Below are 21,699 nucleotides of genomic sequence, written 5' to 3'. Positions count from 1 at the left end.
GCTCATACCTTTGGAGCTCCTAGCCGGTATACATCGTTGAAATAGAGCAGTTGCCCTTTCTCATTACAATCCGCCCCCATATAGAGCAGAAATACGGGAATCCGCTGCTCGAGCTTATGCCACTTAGGCGGAACCGAAACGGTATCAGGTTCGGTAAGAAAATCACTGCTAAGCAATTCGGTACCCGCCATGTAATTAGCCAGTTCGGTGGGGCGCTGCACCCGTACACAGCCATGGCTTCTCCACCGCTGATCCGATGCAAACAGATAGCGGGCATTGGTATCATGCAGGTAAATAGCCAGGGGGTTTTTGATCTCCACTTTCAGTAGCCCTAATGAATTATCCTCCCCGGTTTCCTGGCGAAAGCGATAGGGAAATTTCTCAGCAGTGAGCTCATCCCACTTAATGTCGTCGGGATCCACAGCCTCTCCTTTGTTATCAATGATCTCAATCCTGTTTTTAACCAGATAGTCCCTGTCATTTTGCGCCTTGGGGAACATTTCTTTGATCGCAATGCTCTTCGGAACGTTCCAGTACGGATGTGTAACGATACTTGTTGCGTAAGAATCCATCGTGGGTGTTGGGGTATCCATTTTCCCCACCACGGTCCGCATGGTGATCACATCTTTTCCCACTGAATCCATTCCGGTCAGGTACGCGCCACGAATATTGACGATCACCATCCGGGGTGCATGCCTGGACTGCCTGTGTATCCATCGGTAGGCATTCAACGACTCCTTAACGAGGGCGGCACTGTCGGCTTTATTTTCAGAGGTTAGACGTTCAAAGTGCTTTTTAAGGTTTTGATAAACCGGATATACCGGCTCTAGTTTTCCAATTGCATTTTCAACTGCTTCGCCTGTAACAAGCGCTTCGGCAACCCGGCGGATCGCATGGGTATCTGCCTGCATTTTCTTTTCAGTGTATCTTAAATTGGGCTTGTGACCGAATCCCAGATCTTCCAGCAAGGCAAATATGGGTACCTGACCCTGCGTTCCGGAAAACTTACCAATGTCTATACCCGCCTTCTTAGCATATTCAAGAATGGCCCCGTACTTTTTTTTACCACTCAATTTCTTTTCAATTTCGTCCCGGGTCATTTCGCTGGATTTCTTTTGACAGGCTTGTAAAAGCATGAATGAAAATAAAACACAGCATAAAACAAATTGGCTATGGTGAGATTGTTTGGTTAGTCGCATTTCAAAATTGGTTGTTTGTAAAAGATATACAATTGTCGTGCTAGCCGCGGCTTTTCCGTTACTAAAAGGAAAATCAGAAATAAACCACCTGGTTACAGCCATTGCACAAGCCCGCTTTCCTACTGAGATTTTCTGAAAGAGAAATTGTTGAGTAACTTTCCGGAGTTTTTTAAACCTGTTACAGGAATGTCAGCAAAAGGCCCTATTATTTTAATTGATGACGATGAGGACGATCAGTTCCTGATCAAAAACGTGCTCGAAGAATTGGAAGTACCCAACAAGCTGATCATTTTCCAAAATGGGCTGGAAGCTTTACACTATTTACAGCATACAGCAGATCAACCGTTTTTGATCTTTTGCGATGTCAATATGCCGGTGATGAATGGTCTGGAATTACGGGACCGAATTGAGCAGAATGAGTATTTAAAACAAAAAGCCATTCCATTTGTTTTTGTAAGTACATCGGGCGCCTCCGAAATCGTAAAAATTGCTTACACCGCAACCATACAGGGCTTTTTTAAGAAAGAGACTAATTTCAAAGAGTTCACACGTCAGTTCAAGCTGATTATTGAGTATTGGCAATGTTGCCTGCATCCCAATAAGTAACGGGGCTTTTCTATGATGACAAAACACGCCCCCTACGACCCTATTTGCCTGTATTCCCCAACCACAGGAGTCCCTCGGTAATGATTGTGTTTTGGACCTTATTTACGAGCGTAAATGACAACTCCTTGTTGGTCTTATTTTCGTAATCGATATCGTTGTGACCCATATTGAGGTAGATCATTTTGTAGTTTTTATTGGTCCAGACAACCGGATAATACCCACTACGCCATATCTCATGCACCTTGGGGCCAGTTCCAAGGGGAAAACTTGCAGGATCTATGGAGAGCAGCACGTCAATATCCTTATTGGCTTTTAAATCCTTCTCCCAGCAATACCATTCATTGGGCGAAGACTGGAATGTGACAGGCAGTTGTTTCGTCGCTGGATGTCTCCTGTTTTCCACCCGTAATATTGCGGATGTGGGTCGCCAGGTGTTGCTTTTGTATTGACCGGAACCCAGAAAAGTATCATGATACCAATGCCAGTCCTGCGGATACATGGATGACGTAAGGGCAAAAGCTGCAAAATGAAATCCCATCCACGCTCCGCCATTGTCCATGTATTTTTGAAATGCCTCCCTTTGCTCTGGTTTTTCAGGCCGGGTATCCAGAAACACCACTACCTGATACCGGGCCAGATAGCTGGCATTCATGTTACTCCAATTGCTGGTGGTGTCAAATGCAAAGTTATTTTCTTTGGCAACTTCAGGAAACCACCTTACAGCCTCTCCTACGAAGCTAACATGTGCTTTATCATTTTTGCCTGTAAAAAAAGCAATGACCCGGAATTTGGGAGCGGATTGTTGCGCTTTTATGCCACAGCTGCTCAATACCAACAGATGTACCCAGAAAAACCTTCGGCGGAGTAGTGACATACGATGATTGAAACTGTAAACAATCTAAAAAAAGCCGGATAAACTGAGTTTAGTCAGCGCTATCCAGCTTTTTTGAACATTTGATATGATAGCCTATGAAGCTTTCCCTTTTACGGAGACGAATACCGCCCCGGCGATCAGCGCTATCAAAAGCACTGAACTGACCAGATCGACTTTACTGCCCGCTGCTACGGAGACCGGCTCAAATTTGAATACAACCGTATGCTTGCCTGCCGGAATCCTTAGCGCGCGCAGTACATAGTTGGCACGTACCATATCTGCCGGTTTGCCGTCAATGGTTACTTTCCATTCATCCCGCACGTTGTAGTAAATTTCGGAGAATACGGCGAGACCTTCACTTCGGGAGCTGCTTTCGTATGTAAGCTCGTTGGGTTTGTAAGTAATCAGGCTGATCTTATCTGTCGAATCCCGCTGTAAGGTCAGTCCTTTCAGCTTGTCTGCAAAACGCTTGTCAATCACCGCCTCATCTTTTGGCTTTAAGGAATCCAGTGCAGCCATTTCTGCATCGGCATTGGCTACCACCTGATAGCTGCTGACAAACCAGGCATGCCCCAAAGCATCGGGCTGAGGGATGGCAACCTTATTTCCCTTTTCATCCACAGAGATCATGTATTTATTATTCAACATGGCCAAAATGCCCGGATTCGCATTCTGCTTCGCAATCTGACGCTCAAACAACTCCTGATATCGGCGAAGCTTGGCCCCGTGGTAACCGCCTAATGATTTATGAAAGTAAGAAGCTTCTGCACTATTGAATGGACCCTGCTGCGCCGACAGATCCAGCACCTTATAATCCGGATCCGGGTCTCTGAGAATCTGTTCATCGGCGGGAGATACCGTGCTGCTGTTTTCAACGGCATAGCTGCTTACAAAATCCTCGTTATTCAGAAAACGCTTGTCAACACTGAAAGTATCAAAGATCATCAATGAGATAAAAGCTGTGTAAAGAATGAGAGGTTTGATCTTGTCATTCATCCAGAGCCAGATCAAGCCGGCTGCAAGCACGATAAAAATCAAACTGCGAAAGGCATCGCCCTGCGCCATGCCCTGACGATCCGAAACAAGCGCATTGACAATTTGCTGTCCAAATGCCTGATCATTGGCCAACTGAGAAAAGCTGGCCGCCGTATGCACATCTGATGGAGATTGAAAGTTAAAAAACACACCGGCCATTACAGCCAGGATCAGGCTTAACCCACCGGCAATGCCCAAGCTGATCATAAACGGACGCTGCAACTCTTTCCACTGAATATCTTTTCTGATAATTTTGTTAAGGGCCAGGATGGCAAGTACCACCATCATCAGTTGTCCCAGCGCAAGGGTCATCGTCACCGCCCTGAACTTATTGTACATCGGGAAATAATCGAAAAACAAATAGTTAACGGCGGCAAAATTTTTACCCCATGCCCACACCACGTACAACACAACCAATCCGGCCGTCCACCATTTCAATGGACCCTTTACGATAAATAATCCTAATACAAACAGAAAGAAAATGATCGCGCCTGCATAGGCGGGCCCTCCTGTCTGAGGCTGATCACCCCAGTAAAGAGGTAGTCCCTTGATAATACTTTGGGCGGTAGCCGCATCCACTCCCCGATTGGCAAGTACCTTGTAGGTTTCGGACGAGGCAGAAAGTGCACCAGATGACGCTCCACCATAAATATTGGGTACCAGCAGCGTAAGGGTTTCGGCCAGGCCATAACTGTAGTTGAATGCATAACTTTTGTCAAGACCATTCTGATTGGTCTCCACCGGAGTTCCCGCAGGTGGGGTAAGCTCAGGTTTTCCTCGAATTGTTTCCTTAGTATAATCGTAGCCGTTCCACAGACGTGTGGTATGATTGCTGACCGCAATGGCCGCTGCAAATCCTAGTCCGGCCACCGCCAGTACCAGTTTTCTGGTCTCCCCGTTTTTGATCAGCGCATACCCCTCTGCGATCATCAGAGCAACGATGGCTATGCCCAGGTAGTAGGTAATTTGTACGTGGTTGGCATAAAGCTCCAGGGACAGAAACAGTGCCGTCACCGCCGCGCCTACCAGCCAGTTCTTCCGAAAGGCAAGCAGAACCCCCGCGAGTACGCCGGGGGCATAACCTATTGCAATGACCTTCGAAACGTGCCCGGCTTCCAGGCTGATCAGATTAAATGAGGCAAAAGCAAAGCCGATAGCGCCCAGAGCTGCCAGACCGCTTCCGGACCCAAGAACCAGAAACAGGATGTAAGCACTGATCAAAGCGATAAGCAGATAGTTGGCCGGAGCGGGCAAAAGTTTGTTGATCCCCTGCCCCAGCTTCGTGGATATACTGGTGGGATAGTCGCTGGCTATCATGTATGCTGGCATTCCGGCAAACATGCTGTTGGTCCAGCCCGACCATTCCCCGGTCTTCTCGTGATAGGTCACTACTTCTCTTGCCGCTGCTTTGGCCTGTTTGTCATCATGCATGTTCAACTTTTTACCCTGAAGTACAGGGGAAACGTAGGTCACAGACAAGATTATAAAACCAATTACGGCTACGAGATGGGGCCAGATACGCTGCCACGTGATCAGATTTTTCATTTTATTAATATTAAGCAAACGAGTCTTTAAACGAAGATCGGTTTTGGGTTTGAATTTGACTACAAATATGACTTTTCAATCACAATAGTGAAAAGGAAGTGTCATTTTAAACATTAAATTTTCATTAACAGGCGCAAATATAGATGTATTGAGATAGGTTTAAGATGTTAAATTTGAATCTTATTTTGGTATTTTTTTAATAGAATTGCTAAATAGGTCGCATAATTTAGGAAAATACCCGATAAATTTGCAGAAATTGTGCCTTTAAGTCGAAAAACGAACTGTACCCAAAATTGATATTTAGTAACCCGATATATAAATGAAAAGAATTGGAGTTTTCACCTCAGGAGGAGACGCACCTGGTATGAACGCCTGCATCAGGGCGGTTGTTCGAGGCGCCGTGTACCATGGAATTGAAGTTTACGGTATACGAAGAGGTTATAGTGGAATGATTGCCGGTGATGTTTATAAAATGGAATCTCATTCGGTTAGTAACATCGTGCAACGTGGTGGAACTATACTGAAATCCGCCCGGAGTAAGGAGTTTGTCACTGCCGAAGGCCGCAAAAAAGCATATGAAAACCTGATGGAGCATGGCATAGAAGGACTTGTAGCGATCGGAGGAAATGGTACGTTTACGGGAGCAATGATCTTTGGCAACGAGTATGGGATCCCAACGGTAGGAGCGCCGGGTACTATAGACAACGACCTTTACGGTACAGATTACACCATTGGGTTTGACACGGCTGTAAACACGGCACTGGATGCGATCGACCGAATCCGCGATACAGCTAGTTCGCATGACCGGATATTTTTTATTGAGGTGATGGGACGTGACTCTGGCTACATTGCCGTACAATCCGGAATTGCGGGTGGTGCTGAGCTTGTGATGGTGCCGGAGGTGCTTACGCCGATCTCGGAAGTAGTAGAAACCCTCAGACAAGGATGGAGCCGCTCGAAATCGTCGTCGATTATTGTAGTAGCAGAAGGTGACGGTGAGGGAAGCGCACTGGAAGTGGCGGAAAAAATAAAATCACAGGTAGACGAAAACGCTGATATTCGTGTAACAACCCTGGGACATACCCAACGCGGAGGACCACCATCTGCCTATGACCGTATTTTGGCAAGCCGGCTGGGACTGGGAGCCGTAGAAGGATTGCTTGCCGGCGAAAAGAATGTAATGGCGGGTATCATCAACAACGAGCTGGTATATACTCCTTTTGAAGACACGATTCGCCTTCCAAAGCCGATTAACGAGGATTTATTGAGAATGGTAAAAATACTTAGCGTCTGAGCTGTTCAGTCGCATGTCCAAGGCACTAGTTGCTTTGGACAATCACAACCCCAGGATTTGTCCCCTAAATCCCGAAGCCTGCAAATGATGGAAACCTGATTGGGAGAACCTGCATGAATGCGGTTTGTATTAGCCATTTACCGCGGTCAGCCTAGCAATAGCCTATTACTTTATAGCTAATATATCCAATCCATTCATGCCAGAGCAGGTCGAAATAACCCACCGTATCCGCACTGGGGATAATGAAATCTTTCCATTTCTGCGAATCACGCATGGCATAAAAATCGCACGGATAATAGTCGGCCTGGATACCCACCTTGCGGAAACATTGAATGGATCTGCGCATGTGGTAGGCGGATGTGATCAGCAGCACTTTTTCCGGTGAGAACTTATCCCGGATAATTTTTGCAGAAAAAACTGCGTTTTCTCTCGTATTACGCGCTTTTTCTTCAATAATTACATCATGCCCGGGAATGCCCCAGCGCATCAGTATCTGCCGGGCCTGCATCACCTCCCCTTTCCCGGCATCCATATTTGGTTTCGGACTTGTCCCGGTAATGAGAATTTTTCTGATCTTACCAGCCCTGTAGAGTAAAAACGCACTGTAAAACCGATTGGCCTGCGCTCCCAATTCCACGTGATCAGGCCTCAAGCTGCTAACATTAATCAACCCGCCAGACAGCACAACACCAACGTCATACGTCTTTTCCAATGAGCTTATACTTACAGATTTTGGCTCCCACCAAAGGAATGCTCTATTTATTAGATAGGTGTTTGAGATCACAAAAAGAATACTCAAACCTGCCACCACTGATTTCCGTTTTCTTTTCAAGTCCCTGGTAATTAGCGAATACAGGATAAGCAAAAAAGCCATACTGTAAGGCATTACGAGAAAATCGATGGTTTTGGAAAGAAAATAAAACATTTGGATAAGAGCTGATAAAAATAATCGTTTTCAGTATAAATTTGCCTCCCTGATTTGGCACTATATCAAACAGTACATAGATAACTTGTTATTTTCAAATGAACACACCTTTCCGCATATTATTCCTGACATTGTTGTGCACCGTTGGACTCTTTGATGCCGCGCTCTCTCAAAGCTATCGGATTGAAGCCACCATCAATGGATACAAAGATTCCACTTTTATTATTGGCCACTACGACAGAAATCGCACTGCATTTATTCCAAAGGACACCGCCAGGGCGGATGCAAACGGCCAGATGGTGTTCGAAGGGACTAAAGACCTGCCAGGAGGACTTTACGTGATACTGTTTCCAGGAAATGGTCGCTGGATAGAGTTTATATATTCTGGAAAGGAGCCCCGGTTTTCAATGTCTACCGATACCTCCGATATCATTGCCAACATGAAAGTGACAGGTTCGAAGGAAAATGAGATTTTTTACGCCTTTCAAAATGAAATTATCAAAAGGGAAAAGGAAGTAGAGGGGTTGCAAAAAACCAAAAACGAGGGAAAAATAAAAGAGCTCCGGGACGGATTTAAGCAATACCGTGAAAAATTCCTGAAAGATAACGCAAATACCTTCGCAGTTCAACTCTTGAACATGTCTTCAGACCCAGAGATTCCCACAGCACCCAAACTGGCCAATGGGAAAACGGACTCACTTTGGGTATTCAATTATTACAAAGCTCACTATTGGGATTCGTTTGATTTCGCTGACCCCAGGATTAGGCGTACACCCTTTCTCGAGCCTAAACTGGATCGGTACATCAAAAATCTGGTGGTGCAAACGCCGGATTCCCTGATCAAAGAGGCAGATTGGATTATAAAAAAAGCGTCAGTAAACGAAGAGATCAAGTCTGCTGTGGTTTTCTATCTGGCGAACCAATACGAAAATCCCAAAACGGTCGGTACGGAAGACTTATGGGTGCACCTGGCCGAAAAATATTATCTGGCGGGCCAGATGGGCGTATCGGATGAAACAAAGAAAAAAATCGCCGATAAAGTCAATACGCTCAAACCACTTCTTGTAAACAAGACTTTCCCCGCTCTTACGCTCGCCGACCCGTTGGGTAAAAAAGTGAATGTGCAGGCGATTCCCGCCAACTACACGGTGCTATTCTTCTATGCCCCTACCTGCGGTCACTGTAAAGAATCCGCGCCAAAACTGAAGGACTTTTATGATAAAAATAAGGTAAACGGTGTAAAGGTGGTTACCATTTCCACCGAACATAATATGGAGGAATGGAAGTCTTTCCTGACCACCTATCACCTGGAAGAATTAACCAACACATTCGACACCCTGAAAGAATACGACTTCAACCGTAAATTTGATGTTGTCACCACACCAACGATATACATTTTGGATAAAAACAAAAAAATCATAGCCAGGAAAATGCCGGTGGATCAGCTGGATGACTTTTTGAATTATTACAGAAACAAGCAGGTCAAAAAGTTGTAGACCAGTCTATTTTGCGCAAGAAGCCCTGTGAAACCAATCCACAGGGCTTTTTTGATGGCTTAGGTGTTAAATCCACAACCCGAAGCAAAATTCTCTCAGAAAAATGTTACGCAAATTGGTGCCTTCACTGCGATACTCTCCTGGCGGAAAGTGAGCTTTCCGGTTTTGCCATCCACATCGTAAATCACCAGATTGTCGGTATTCTGGTTGGCCACGATCATGAACTTGCCTGATGGATCAATATTAAAATCCCTTGGAATGGATATAGACTTTGTTATTTCATCTACCTTTTCGAGCCTGCCATCAGCAAGGATCCTGAATGCGCTGATGGAGTTATGTCCCCGGTTGGAAACATATACAAACTTTCCGTTGGGGTGCAGATGAACGGCCGAACTGGTATTACCTGTAAGGCCTGCCGGAACGGTGGGATAAGTTTGTAATTCGGTAATAACGCCTTGCTTATCTACAGCGCACGCGGTGAGCGAGGCGTCGAGCTCATTCAAGAGAAACAGCGACTTACCGGATGGGTGCATCGCAAAATGACGTGGTCCCGACCCCGGTTTTGCTGAGAAAAATGGCTGCGCAGGATTGCTCGTAAGTTTACCCGATTTTACATCAACAACATAGTTCATCACCTTGTCGCTCCCGAGATCCACCACATACACGTACTTGCCATCCGGACTTGATGCCACGTAATGTGCATGTGCCTTCTCCTGACGCTTGGTATTAGGCCCGGCTCCTTCGTACTGCTCGGTGTAAGCCGGGGCGTTCAACGTTCCGTCGGGCTTTAAGGTGTAAGCCGAGAAACTCCCCCCCGTATAGTTTGCCAGAAAAGCCATTTTGCCCGAAGGATGCACAGAAACATGGCAGGGATTCAGCCCTTCTGAACTCTGACTGTTGATCATTTTTAATTTTTTGTCCGCCTCAATCCCATACGCCGTGATGGTATTAGCTCCGGAAACTGCATATAAGTTCTTTTTGTTGGGCGAAATAGCCAGATAGCCTGGACCTTTGGGGTTATAAAATGTATCTATCTTTGTGACCTGCCCGTTGGATAAATTGAGTTCGCAAAGTGTAATCACTGAATTTTCCGCCTTGTCGCCGGTACCCAGATAAAAAACGGCGGATTTCTGACCATACGCCGAAAATCGGGAACCAACAGCCAAAACAAGTATTGCTAGAATAATCTTTTTCATACGATCAATAATTTCCTGGTAAGTAATTTCAGTAAAAGCCCCAGACTGAAGCATTATAATGTAAATAATTAATCAGGACATCTTAGAGAACATCAATTCAAGCAAATGAGCATCATATCCTGGCAAGATTTCGAAAAGGTAGCGTTGCACGCAGGAACAATCATCCGTGTCGAGGATTTTCCCAAAGCGAGAAAACCGGCGTTTAAATTATGGATTGACCTGGGCGATGAAATAGGCATCAAACAAAGTTCAGCGCAGATCACCCACAGGTATTCCAAAGACATGCTTCTTGGCAAACAGGTTTTATGCGTCGTAAATTTCCCGGTTAAGCAAATTGCCGATTTCCAATCCGAAGTGCTTACTACCGGATTTGTCTTGCCTGACGGTGAAGTGATTCTTACCTCGCCTGATTTTCCAGTGCCCAACGGGACGCGGCTGGCATAATTCCGTTTTCAGGGACTAGCCAGTCATTTGCAGTCAACCATATAAACAATAGCTCCCGACATCCCCGACTACCCCATGAAAAACTGGCTAACGACAATTATAATACTTTATTCCTTTGCCGCTTTCGCACAGCAGGGGAAGTTCAGTAAAGAAATAATGCAAACCCTGAGAGCGCAGATCCTCAGCGAAGCAAGCCAGGCGTTGCAGGAACAGCCGGTCACGGTCACAGCCGAGCATTGCCCGCGTAGCGCAGGCACGAAGCACGACTTCTATTCCGAAGGTGACTACTGGTGGCCAGACTCCCTGAATCCAACCGGACCTTACATACAGCGGGACGGGCTTACCAATCCTGAAAATTTTGTGGCACATCGCCTGGCCATGATCCGTTTCAGCCGGATCGTGGGTGCACTTGCATCGGCTTATAAAATCACGGGTGATCAAGAGTATGTTACCAAGGCCTTCGAACACATCGACGCCTGGTTTGTAAACCCCGATACCAGAATGAATCCCTCATTACTATACGCTCAGGCTATCAAAGGGAAAGTTACAGGGCGGGGAATCGGCATTATCGATACCATTCATCTGATGGAAGTTGCCCAGGCAATCAAAGTCATGGAAAAAGCCGGAACGATTAACCAAAATCAGCTCGTTGCCTCCAAAAAGTGGTTTGCCGATTACACGGACTGGCTCACCACGCACCCGTATGGAAAAGATGAAATGCAAGCCAAAAACAACCATGGCACATGCTGGGTGATGCAGGTTGCATCTTTTGCCTCGCTGACCGGCAACAAACAAATACTTGAATTCTGTAAAAACAGGTATAAAACGGTATTGCTTCCCAGTCAGATGGCGGCTGACGGAAGCTTCCCGCTTGAATTGAAACGGACGAAGCCTTACGGTTATTCGCTTTTCAATCTGGACGCGATGGTGATGATCTGTCAGATCTTATCAACCGGGGACGACAACATCTGGCAATTCCGAACCGCTGATGGGAAAGAGATCAGAAAGGGAATCGAATATCTTTATCCCTTTACAACCGACAAAAGCAAATGGCCTTTGAAGCCCGATGTCATGTATTGGGAAAACTGGCCGGTAGCACACCCATTCCTGGTGTTTGGTGCCAGGGAATTTGAAAATCGGAAATGGCTGGACACCTGGACCTCACTTGACCACGCGCCAAAAGTCGAAGAAGTGATCAGGAATCTGCCTGTACGAAATCCGGTGATCTGGCTGGACTGAAATTCTACCTCCTCAAAATTGCCCTTTTGCATATTTAGCTGGTTAACCTTAAATTTGAATAACACTTCATCCTAATACAACTCAATGATGCAAACCACCACGCTCGTGACCCGCGAAGAATATTTTGACCGATTGGCAAATTCTGAGATAAAGCTGGAGTACCATGGCGGAGAAATTGTGGCCATGGCCGGGGCTCAGCCTACCCATAATATTATTGCCTCCAACCTGATCAGCGAATTGGTTTTTTGTTTAAAAGCTAAGGGATGTGTGGTCTACAATAGTGATCAGCTTATAAAAGTTGAAAGCTGTGACAAATACACCTTCCCCGATCTGGTGATTGTATGCCAAACACCCATCTATGAAAAAACGCCTAAAGGCCTGGATGCGCTGGAAAACCCGGAAATAATCATTGAAGTACTTTCAGAATCTACGGAAAGCTATGACAGGCTCGAAAAATTTGACTGTTACAAAACGATTCCGTCGTTCAGGGAATATGTGCTGGTTTCCTCTAGGACAAAAAAAATTGAGGTGATTAAAAAATTGAGCGAAGCCGAATGGTTGAGTCATACTTATTCTGATAAGGATGAAAACGTCCTGATTAGTGCATGCACCATCCGCCTGACCGATATTTACAATCATGTTGAGTTACCCGCTTAGCGGAATCCCAAAACTCTGCAACACAAACTTCTAATTCTGTAATGTCCCCAGGGTTTTAGTGACGACCTTTGTATTGCATTAAAACAAGCCTTCATGGAAACTCTAAAATTCAAGACAAATATCAAATGTGGTGGCTGCATAGCAACGGTAACACCCTTTCTGAATGCCGACACAAATATCGAAAATTGGCAGGTTGATCTGGAAAGTGCGGATCGTATCTTAACCGTAACTACCAATGAGTCGGCTGATGAAGTGACCGCACTCGTGAAAAAAGCCGGCTACATCGCTCAGGAAATCAGTTAAGATACAGTAACTTTGTGGAATAGAAGCGAGTACCTTTCACCCGCATAACGTAAAACAAGGCAATTCACCGGGCAGCCAACCGCTAGAAATGAAAAACAGACTTCACAGATCAATCACCGTGTTTATGGCCTTGCTGGTTCTGCTTAGCAGTACTGGTTTCGGGTTCATGGAACACGCGTGCATGATGCGCGGGAATTCCGTTAAGTTTCTTTCAGAAAAAAGAGAAAACGGCTGCGAAAAGAAAGTCGAATCCTCATGCTGCGCAAAACGCAAAGCACTTAACGAATCAACAGGTACTTATTTCAAAAAAACCGATTGCTGTAAAGACAGTCAAAAGTTTGAAAAAGTCGATGCGCTTTCCTCACATGGTTCGTCATTGATCAAGATCATGAAAGCGTCTGCCGGCGATCTGCTCTGGTCTGTGCATTCTTTTTCGTTTCTTGTTCCTCAATGGAGTCATGCAGCGTCCAACACCATTCCTGAAAAACCAATCTCTTTCTCATCGCTCTTTCATGGGCGAAGCATGTGCTCTTTTGTGCAGTCATTCCTGATATAATACATTGATTTTTAAAACTTTAATTTCGTTCCCTGGCTGTTAAACCACGGAGCTGAGTAACTTTTTTCATCCATGTTATTACATCATGTTAAGATATTTTATTGGGACAATCCTGCTGCTAATCTCTGCACCATCCTCGGCACAGCGCATCAGCGGCTCAGTTTATGAGCAAATTCCCGGCGACACCATTCTCAAACCCCTCACGGGCGCGAATGTCTACTGGCTAGGCAGTACGCAGGCAACAGCAACCGATACCAGCGGAAAATTCAGTATTCCCAGAATTGCCCATGCCAGCCAACTTGTGATCAGCTTTGTCGGATTTCAAAACGACACAGTTAACATTGGCTCAGAGAACGACCTTCGGGTGGTGTTAAGAAGCGACCAAACCCTAAAAGAGGTTACCATCACTGCGGGCACTGGCTCCCTTGACAGACTTTCTCCTCATCAGACGGAGATCATCACCACACGTGCTCTGGCAAAAGCTGCGTGCTGTAATCTTTCGGAAAGCTTTGAAACCAACGCCTCCGTTTCTGTGTCGTACAGCGATGCTGTAACAGGTGCCAAACAGATTCAGATGCTGGGTCTGAACGGAACTTATATCCAGACCAACGTGGAGAACATCCCGTCGATCCGAGGGTTATCCACCACATTTGGCCTCAATTTTGTCCCGGGCACGTGGATCCAGTCCATTGATGTAGGCAAGGGAGCCGGGTCGGTTGTGAATGGATATGAAGCCATGACCGGTCAAATAAACGTAGAATTGCAAAAGCCGGATACACATGAAAAAGTTTATTTCAACACGTACGTCAATAACTTTGGCCGGACCGAGCTAAACCTGAACCTGGCGCACCAGATCAACAAAAAATGGAGCACGGGGCTTTTAACTCACGGTAGCACGCTTCGCAACCGTGTGGATCAAAACAAAGATGGTTTTCTGGATATGCCCCTGTATACCCAGGTGAATGCCGTAAACCGATGGAAATACCAGAGCGAGAAAGTCGTGGCTCAGTTTGGCGTTAAGGCACTTTATGAAGATAGAACCGGCGGACAAACCGGCTTCCGTCCTGAAATGAAAGGTACAACGCAAGCTTACGGTTTTGGCGCCGACATAAAACGTTATGAGGTTTTCTCCAAAATTGCCCGATTGTTCCCAAGTAAGCCTTACAAAGGACTTGGCCTGATCATGAGTGCATCGGTTTACGACTCTAAATCTTACTTCGGGCTTTCCAATTATGACGGGAAGCAAAATACCCTTTACGGGAACCTGATCTATCAGTCGATTATCGGAAACACCAACCACACTTACAAAGCAGGACTCAGCTACTTGCTGGACAACTATGGCGAATTGTACAAAAATATCAACCTCAACAGGCTGGAATCGGTACCTGGGGCATTTTTTGAGTACACTTACAATAACATGGACAAATTCGTAGTGGTTGCGGGCGGGCGAGTGGATCTGCACAATCTTTACGGAGCACAATGGACACCAAGGTTACATTTAAAATACAATTTAAACAGTCAGACCATCTGGCGCGCCTCTGTCGGGAGGGGCTTCCGGGTGGCCAATCCGCTGGCGGAGTATTATGGCAATCTGGTTAGCTCGCGCACCGTCTCCTTTCTTGAAAATATTCAACCCGAAAGTTCCTGGAATTACGGTACCAGCATTACCCGGGAGTGGAATCTGGGCAATCTGAAAGGCAACATGATCGTCGATTTTTACCATACCCGCTTTGAAAATCAGTTGGTAGCCGACATGGAAAATCCACAGTACATCCGTTTTTACAACCTGAGAGGAAAAGCCTACGCGAACAGCTTCCAGGCCGAAGTAAACGCGACACCGTTGAAAAGGCTGGAATTAAAACTGGCTTATCGGCTATTTGACGTAAAACAATCGGTTACCGACGAATATAACCAAAGCCAACTGCTACCCAGAATGATGGTGAATCGAGACAGGATATTGTTCAATGCAGGTTATGCCCTGCCCTACGACAAATGGAAGTTTGACGGCACAATACAATGGAACGGAAAAAGGAGATTACCCAGCATGGCGCGACCGGACGAGCACGCAGAGCACAACCCGATACCTGTGGTGGAGACGGGCATGACTCCCTCATTTTTCAATCTGAATGCGCAAATTACCCGAACTTTTCCAAAATGGGACATCTATCTGGGAGGTGAAAACCTGAACAACTTCCGTCAAAAGAATCCAATTATGGGCGCAACGGATCCGTTTGGCAGGAACTTTGACGCAGGGATGGTCTGGGGACCAGTCGCAGGCCGAATGATTTATGCCGGAATGCGGTTTAAGATTATAAGATAGATGTGGGCAGGGGTACGGGGCAGGGGGCAGGGGGATCGGGGCTCGCGGAACAGGGCATGGAGGAAGTATCCAACAAAGGCCTTGAAGTTGAATTCGATCCACTGTCAATTTTTCATCGCACCGGCGACCCGGCATCAATTCTCAATTCTTCATCGCACCGGCGACCCGGTCTTAACTCACATTCCCTTATGAAACTATTAATTAAAAATATGGTTTGTGACCGATGCAAGCGGGTGGTAATTGAAGAGCTTGCTAAGCTGGAAATTGCCGTCACGCAGGTGGAGCTGGGCCGGGTGGAAACGGCGGATGAACTAAGTACGGAGCAGCTATCTCAGGTAAAAGCCACCATGGAGCATAATGGTTTCGAATTGCTTGACGACCGGAAGGAAGCGCTTGTGGAGCACATTCGGAACCTGGTGATTGAAGAAGTACAGTATCTGAAAGGAAACAAACCGGCAAGCATGAACTTTTCGGATTACCTGGCTCAAAAAACAGGATACGAATATTCTTATCTTAGCAACCTGTTTTCAGCCGAAACGAGTCAAACGATAGAACAATATATCATTGCTCAAAAAATCGAAAAGATAAAAGAATGGCTGTCTTACAACGAATTAACCCTAAGCGAAATAGCCTGGCGCTTGTCGTACAGCAGTACAGCACACCTCAGCAATCAATTCAAAAAAATCACCGGAATAACTCCGGGAGAGTTTAAAAAAGGCAGTATCATAAAAAGAAAACCACTCGATACCGTTGGCAATATTTAATCAAAACTTTAAACAATAGAAAATAGCTTACATCATGAACAAATTACTCTTTGCCTCACTTTTCGTTCTTTTCACTGCATGTTCGGGTGGTGAAAAAAAATCAACTACCGAAACATCGGTCGGTACAGAAGTAACTGATGCAAAAAAATTCGCCTGCCCCATGAAATGCGAGGGAGATAAAACTTATGCCGAAGCGGGCACATGTCCGGTCTGCAAAATGGATTTGCAGGAAGTAGCCATGGTGGAAAGCGATACAACCTCCCACGATCACTAAGGAGCACTCAGCTTTTAGCTGTCGGCTAACACCAGTTTTGTATTGTCAAATCTACCAATACCGTTATCCGGATTAAGCATAATAATCAAAGATTAAATTCACCAGCCGAATGTGGCCCAATATCACTGAAAGCTTAAAACCTATAAACATGAAAAAGATAATTTTTTCGCTGATGGCAGCACTATTTGTGACGATCAGCTTTGCCAAAAATGAGGACGACAAGGTGGTCAAAATCAAAACCACGGCAGTATGCGAAATGTGCAAGGCACGTATTGAGCGTACTTTGGGTCTGTCGAAAGGTGTAAAAGAGTCAAATCTGAACCTGAAGGACAAAGTGGTAACGGTGAAGTATAATCCTAAAAAAACAACTCCGGAAGCCATTATGGCTACAATCATTAATACCGGATACGATGCCGATGGCCAGCTTGCCAACAAAAAAGCACACGACAAATTGCCAGATTGCTGTAAAAAGACAGTAGCTCCGCACTGATACAGATGGAGGCCAGCTGACTGTACTGGCCTCCCTGGTTTTCATCACAGAACCCTGGTTTCGCCGGTGCCTGTTTAACCAATTAACATTATGAAAAAAACAACAAGCATATTGGCATTTGCCGGTATGATAGCCACTGCTTTGCCTGCATATTCCCAACATGAGCACCATGCAATTCCGCCCAAGGACACTTCCAGGCAGGAGATGCATCCAAAAGATGGGCAGCAGGTTAACGAGCATCATGTGGACGCCATGGAGCAACAACACATGTCTCACAATTTTTCGCTTAATCTGCCCATGACTCGAAACGGATCAGGAACGGGATGGCAACCCGACGCAACACCCATGTATGCCTACATGAAACACGATAAAAAGTGGAATTACATGTTGCATGGCAGTTTGTTTTTAAGGTACACAGCACAGAATCTCAGCAACAGGAGCAAGAAAGGACAAGAATCCAGGCTGAGCTTCCCCAATTGGGTAATGGGCATGGCACAGAGAGAGGTGGGTAAAAATGGACTACTCGTTTTCAGAGCCATGGTATCATTGGATCGCCTCACGGATGGCGGATCAGGCTACCCTTTGCTTTTTCAATCCGGGGAAACCTGGAAAGGAGAAGCACTAATTGACAGGCAGCATCCCCACGATCTCATTTCTGAATTGGCAGTAGGTTACACACATCGGCTCAACAACAAAGTGGACGTTTCGCTGTATGCGGGATATCCAGGCGAGCCGGCTCTCGGCCCAACTGCTTTTATGCACCGCATGTCGGCATTTAATAATCCCGATGCGGTTTTGGGACACCATTGGCAGGATGCCACACACATTACATTCGGCGTAGTTACAGCGGGTGTCCGATATGGCAACCTCAAATTAGAAGGTTCCAGTTTTACAGGTCGTGAGCCGAACGAAAACAGATTTAATTTTGACAAACCGCGTTTCGATTCTTACAGTTACCGGTTGCTTTTTAATCCTTCCAAAAACTGGGCGTTGCAAGTCTCTAGGGGGTCTATTAAAAGCCCGGAGTCCGGCCATCCCGACCAAAATGTGAATCGTACCACTGCTTCTGTGCAACATTCAGGTAAGCTGAATGGCGCAAATCGCTGGGTTTCGTCTTCCCTGGTTTGGGGCAATAACGCTTCAAAAGGACATCATGAACATTCGTTTTTAGCTGAATCGAATCTTCAGCTAAACAAATGGGCTTTTTATGGTCGATATGAATTCGTCCAAAAAAGCGCACATGAACTGGGGACTGTAGGATCCCACAAGATAGAAAAAGAAAAATTCCCTGTCTCTCTTTTCTCATTTGGAGTAAATAGACAAATCGCTTCATTCAACAACACCATTCTGCAGGCCGGTGCACAGGCTGGTCTTTACAAGATTGATAACCTACTTAACGATATTTATGGAAAATCGCCGGTATCAGGGCAAGTTTATCTGCGGATAACACCCGGGCACATGTAGGAGGCAAGTTTTAACTGAAATAGTCAATTTCTATTTACTTTTACGACTTAACTAACAGAAAATACTTTGGCCTGGTACCACACCTACTTTAACGGACTCCCACAACGTGCCTGGAAACTCCACCAGGACGAAGAATACACCGACTACGAAGTTGATTTCCTTCGCGATGTGCTTGAAATACAAGACTGGAGCCGGGTTTTAGATGTGTTGTCAGGTTACGGCCGGCATGCGATTCCGCTGGCAGAAGAAGGAGTTAGCCTCACTTGTATAGACCTCTCATCCGAGTATTGTGATGAGCTACAGTCCACAGTAAACGTGAATAAATTGCCGATTGAAGTAATCTGCGCAGATGTACTGGATTATGAATTTGAGGAGCGTCAGTTTAATGCTGCCTATTGTTTTGGAAACAGTTTCAGCTTTTTCCCAAGAAACGATCTTCAGAAATTTATTCAGAAAGTCGCCGATGTATTGATCCCGGGCGGTTATTTTGCCGTACACACAGAAAACCTTGCAGAAAGTGTATTTCACTCTTTCCAGACAAGAAACTGGATGCCTGTAAAGAGTGACATTATTTATCTTGCCCAAAACGATTACAACGCAGAAGGTGGCTACATTGAAGCTGAGCAAACATTTATCTCCGGCTCAGAAAAAGTGACACATACGGTCCGGCAGTACATTTACACGCTGGCCGAGCTTTGTGCCATGTTTTACAAAGCAGGCCTGGATGTGACAGCCACTTTTGCCAACATCGAAGCGGACCCTTTCCAACTTGGTGATGAACAATTGTATCTGATCGCTAAAAAACGCTGATCAATGCGGGAGCCTGGATCGTACTGCGCCGTAAGTCCAGGTGCCCGCTATTGCACTCAGTAACGTCACCACCACAGCCAAAAAGCCGCTCCCGATCTGAGCAAAAAGCGGTCCGGGGCAGGCTCCGGTAATAGCCCAGCCAAGTCCAAACAGCACACCGCCATAGATTTGTCCCTGATCAAAGGATTTGTCGGGAATATTGACGCGCTCGCCATCCATGGTTTTGAACCCAAATTTTTTGATCAACTGAATAGATACCAATCCGACCACCACAGCAGAACCTATCACGCCATACATGTGAAACGAATCAAGACGGAACATTTCCTGTATCCGAAACCAGGATACAATTTCAGCCTTGATAAAAACAATTCCGAACAACACCCCTACGATAAGATATTTAAGATTTGCAGTAAGTCCGCTCTGCGGCTGATCTGACCCGTTAAAGCCATCCGCCTCGCCCACCAGCTTGTCGTCCGGGTTAGCGCTGGAATCATATTTATTTTTCAATGAATTTTTCATAATCCTAAATAACGTACTATCGAACAAGCTGGAGTAAATAAGGTAGTATCAGATGCGTACAGGCAAAGCCACCAACCATAAAACTGATTGTCGCTATCAGGGAAGGCCATTGTAAACTGGACAGCCCCATGATCGCATGACCCGAGGTGCAACCTCCAGCATATCGGGTGCCAAACCCAACTAAAAAACCGCCAAACACGAGAAAAATCAAACCCTTTAAAGAAAAAATATGCTCCGTGGCAAACAGGTCAGACGGCATCAGACCGCTAAAATCAGTAATTCCAAGACCTGCAAGCACCTGTTGGGTCGCCGGTGCAACGACAATCGCATCGGGATTGCCCAGCCCATAATTACCAATAAAACCACCGATCATAATCCCGGCAACAAAAAACAGATTCCAGATCCCCTTGCGCCAGTCGTACTGAAAGAAAGAAATATTGGCCGGGATCACCGCAGCACAGATGTGGCGCAACGAGGATGAAATGCCGAACGATTTGTTGCCCAATAACAATAAGGCCGGAACCGTGAGGCCTATAAGTGGCCCTGCCACGTACCAGGGCCAGGGTTTGCGAATAATTTCAAGAATCTCCACGGGAGCATTTAGTATATAAAACTGATAGACTTCCCTTACAAAACTCTGAATCGTAAAAAAAGGTTTCTCATTGGGCAGATGTGCATGCGGAGATGGGAATGAGCATGAATGTTCAACCCTTTCAGGGTTGAGATCTTATCCCGTTTCGCGCACCACAGGTTAAAACCTGTGGTTATGCAAATTTAACCCTTTCAGGGTTGGGTTTCCCTTACGTGACTACTCAAGCAATAGTCCCGAAAAACAAAAAACAAGCAGGTCACCCATGTAAAGCGCCCGGAAAAGCCGAAAACCCTAACCCTGAAAGGGTTCAATGTCAGTAACCCCGGGTAACACCCGGGGAGGGCCATGATGATGGGGTTCGCCTCATGTAACTACTCAAGCAATAGTCCCGACGAACAAAAACGAGCAGGTCACCCATGTAAAGCGCCCGGAAAAGCCGAAAACCCTAACCCGGAAAGGGTTCAATGTTAGTAACCCAGGGTAAAACCCGGGGAGGGCCATGATGATGGGGTTCGCCTTATGTAACTACTCAAGCAATAGTCCCGAAAAACAAAAACAAGCAGGTTACTCATGTAAAGCCCCTCCCAGAGCGCCGAAAACCCTAACCCTGAAAGGGTTCAATGTCAGTAACCCCGGGTAAAACCCGGGGAGGGTCATGATGATGGGGTTCACCTTATGTAACTACTCAAGCAATAGTCCCGGAAAACAAAAAAAAGCAGGTCACCCATGTAAAGCGCCCGGAAGAGCCGAAAACCCCTAACCCTGAAAGGGTTCAATGTCAGTAACCCCCGGGTAAAACCCGGGGAGGGCCATGATGATGGGGTTCGCCTTATGTAACTACTCAAGCAATAGTCCCGAAAAACAAAAACAAGCAGGTTACCCATGTAAAGCGCCCGGAAGAGCCGAAAACCCCTAACCCTGAAAGGGTTCAATGTCAGTAACCCCGGGTAAAACCCGGGGAGGGTCATGATGATGGGGTTCACCTTATGTAACTACTCAAGCAATAGTCCCGGAAAACAAAAAAAAGCAGGTCACCCATGTAAAGCGCCCGGAAGAGCCGAAAACCCCTAACCCTGAAAGGGTTCAATGTCAGTAAC

At 46.0% G+C, this 21,699-nt stretch carries 21 protein-coding genes; 14 read left to right on the top strand and 7 right to left on the bottom strand.

Annotated elements, in window-relative coordinates:
- Window positions 1–2: 2 nt before the first annotated feature.
- A complete protein-coding gene (locus DYADSP32_RS23940) occupies window positions 3–1,100 on the bottom strand; it encodes a L,D-transpeptidase family protein (RefSeq protein WP_414618008.1) in 1,098 nt (365 codons plus the stop codon).
- A gap of 285 nt (window positions 1,101–1,385) precedes the next feature.
- Between DYADSP32_RS23940 and DYADSP32_RS23935 the strand changes: the two genes are divergently transcribed.
- Window positions 1,386–1,805: a response regulator gene (locus DYADSP32_RS23935; RefSeq protein WP_149240399.1), complete on the top strand. Its 420-nt coding sequence runs from the start codon at window positions 1,386–1,388 to the stop codon at window positions 1,803–1,805.
- 40 nt (window positions 1,806–1,845) lie between these two features.
- Here the strand turns inward: DYADSP32_RS23935 and DYADSP32_RS23930 are convergent, their stop codons facing one another.
- Both DYADSP32_RS23930 and DYADSP32_RS23925 read right to left on the bottom strand, forming a co-directional pair.
- Window positions 1,846–2,679: a ThuA domain-containing protein gene (locus DYADSP32_RS23930; protein ID WP_149240400.1), complete on the bottom strand. Its 834-nt coding sequence runs from the start codon at window positions 2,677–2,679 to the stop codon at window positions 1,846–1,848.
- Window positions 2,680–2,772: 93 nt separating this feature from the next.
- Complete coding sequence (locus DYADSP32_RS23925; RefSeq protein WP_149240401.1) at window positions 2,773–5,259, bottom strand: YfhO family protein; 2,487 nt, start codon at window positions 5,257–5,259, stop codon at window positions 2,773–2,775.
- Window positions 5,260–5,578: 319 nt separating this feature from the next.
- Here DYADSP32_RS23925 and pfkA point away from each other — a divergent pair, with 319 nt between their 5' ends.
- A complete protein-coding gene (gene pfkA / locus DYADSP32_RS23920; protein ID WP_149240402.1) occupies window positions 5,579–6,553 on the top strand; it encodes a 6-phosphofructokinase in 975 nt (324 codons plus the stop codon).
- A gap of 151 nt (window positions 6,554–6,704) precedes the next feature.
- On the opposite strand, the gene DYADSP32_RS23915 is transcribed toward pfkA, so the two are convergent.
- Window positions 6,705–7,478 (bottom strand): YdcF family protein, encoded by a 774-nt coding sequence (locus tag DYADSP32_RS23915; RefSeq protein ID WP_149240403.1) that lies wholly within the window; start codon window positions 7,476–7,478, stop codon window positions 6,705–6,707.
- 98 nt (window positions 7,479–7,576) lie between these two features.
- Here DYADSP32_RS23915 and DYADSP32_RS23910 point away from each other — a divergent pair, with 98 nt between their 5' ends.
- Entirely contained in the window at window positions 7,577–8,974 is a 1,398-nt protein-coding gene (locus DYADSP32_RS23910) for a thioredoxin-like domain-containing protein (protein ID WP_149240404.1), read from the top strand.
- 95 nt (window positions 8,975–9,069) lie between these two features.
- On the opposite strand, the gene DYADSP32_RS23905 is transcribed toward DYADSP32_RS23910, so the two are convergent.
- On the bottom strand, window positions 9,070–10,170 hold the full coding sequence (locus DYADSP32_RS23905) for a lactonase family protein (protein WP_149240405.1): 1,101 nt from the start codon (window positions 10,168–10,170) through the stop codon (window positions 9,070–9,072).
- A gap of 105 nt (window positions 10,171–10,275) precedes the next feature.
- On the opposite strand from DYADSP32_RS23905, the gene DYADSP32_RS23900 reads away from it, so the two are divergent.
- From DYADSP32_RS23900 to DYADSP32_RS23850, 11 genes are all read left to right on the top strand, one after another.
- The gene (locus DYADSP32_RS23900; protein ID WP_149240406.1) at window positions 10,276–10,614 is read left to right on the top strand and encodes a tRNA-binding protein; all 339 of its coding nucleotides are present in this window, start codon (window positions 10,276–10,278) and stop codon (window positions 10,612–10,614) included.
- 75 nt (window positions 10,615–10,689) lie between these two features.
- Complete coding sequence (locus DYADSP32_RS23895; RefSeq protein WP_149240407.1) at window positions 10,690–11,853, top strand: alginate lyase family protein; 1,164 nt, start codon at window positions 10,690–10,692, stop codon at window positions 11,851–11,853.
- Window positions 11,854–11,937: 84 nt separating this feature from the next.
- The gene (locus DYADSP32_RS23890) at window positions 11,938–12,510 is read left to right on the top strand and encodes a Uma2 family endonuclease (RefSeq protein ID WP_149240408.1); all 573 of its coding nucleotides are present in this window, start codon (window positions 11,938–11,940) and stop codon (window positions 12,508–12,510) included.
- 93 nt (window positions 12,511–12,603) lie between these two features.
- Complete coding sequence (locus tag DYADSP32_RS23885) at window positions 12,604–12,813, top strand: hypothetical protein (RefSeq protein ID WP_149240409.1); 210 nt, start codon at window positions 12,604–12,606, stop codon at window positions 12,811–12,813.
- An 88-nt stretch (window positions 12,814–12,901) separates the two neighbouring features.
- Window positions 12,902–13,369, top strand: a complete 468-nt coding sequence (locus tag DYADSP32_RS23880; protein WP_149240410.1) for an HYC_CC_PP family protein — start codon at window positions 12,902–12,904, stop codon at window positions 13,367–13,369.
- A gap of 85 nt (window positions 13,370–13,454) precedes the next feature.
- Window positions 13,455–15,689 carry a TonB-dependent receptor domain-containing protein gene (locus DYADSP32_RS23875; RefSeq protein ID WP_149240411.1) on the top strand — a complete coding sequence of 745 codons (2,235 nt, stop codon included), beginning with the start codon at window positions 13,455–13,457 and terminating at the stop codon, window positions 15,687–15,689.
- Window positions 15,690–15,877: 188 nt separating this feature from the next.
- A complete protein-coding gene (locus DYADSP32_RS23870; RefSeq protein ID WP_149240412.1) occupies window positions 15,878–16,453 on the top strand; it encodes an AraC family transcriptional regulator in 576 nt (191 codons plus the stop codon).
- A 34-nt stretch (window positions 16,454–16,487) separates the two neighbouring features.
- On the top strand, window positions 16,488–16,727 hold the full coding sequence (locus tag DYADSP32_RS23865) for a heavy metal-binding domain-containing protein (RefSeq protein WP_149240413.1): 240 nt from the start codon (window positions 16,488–16,490) through the stop codon (window positions 16,725–16,727).
- Between the two features lie 148 nt (window positions 16,728–16,875).
- Window positions 16,876–17,217 (top strand): heavy-metal-associated domain-containing protein, encoded by a 342-nt coding sequence (locus DYADSP32_RS23860; RefSeq protein ID WP_149240414.1) that lies wholly within the window; start codon window positions 16,876–16,878, stop codon window positions 17,215–17,217.
- A gap of 90 nt (window positions 17,218–17,307) precedes the next feature.
- Window positions 17,308–18,681 (top strand): hypothetical protein, encoded by a 1,374-nt coding sequence (locus DYADSP32_RS23855; RefSeq protein ID WP_149240415.1) that lies wholly within the window; start codon window positions 17,308–17,310, stop codon window positions 18,679–18,681.
- A 66-nt stretch (window positions 18,682–18,747) separates the two neighbouring features.
- Window positions 18,748–19,491, top strand: coding sequence for a class I SAM-dependent methyltransferase (locus tag DYADSP32_RS23850; RefSeq protein ID WP_149240416.1), 744 nt, complete (start codon window positions 18,748–18,750; stop codon window positions 19,489–19,491).
- On the opposite strand, the gene DYADSP32_RS23845 is transcribed toward DYADSP32_RS23850, so the two are convergent.
- Window positions 19,492–20,010 carry a DUF6691 family protein gene (locus DYADSP32_RS23845; RefSeq protein WP_149240417.1) on the bottom strand — a complete coding sequence of 173 codons (519 nt, stop codon included), beginning with the start codon at window positions 20,008–20,010 and terminating at the stop codon, window positions 19,492–19,494.
- Between the two features lie 16 nt (window positions 20,011–20,026).
- Complete coding sequence (locus tag DYADSP32_RS23840; RefSeq protein ID WP_149240418.1) at window positions 20,027–20,602, bottom strand: YeeE/YedE thiosulfate transporter family protein; 576 nt, start codon at window positions 20,600–20,602, stop codon at window positions 20,027–20,029.
- Between the last annotated feature and the right edge of the window lie 1,097 nt (window positions 20,603–21,699).

The organism is Dyadobacter sp. 32 (assembly GCF_902506755.1).
Taxonomy (GTDB): domain Bacteria; phylum Bacteroidota; class Bacteroidia; order Cytophagales; family Spirosomataceae; genus Dyadobacter.
The sequence above is the reverse complement of the archived record's forward strand: the minus strand, read 5'-3'. Positions and strand labels throughout refer to the sequence as shown.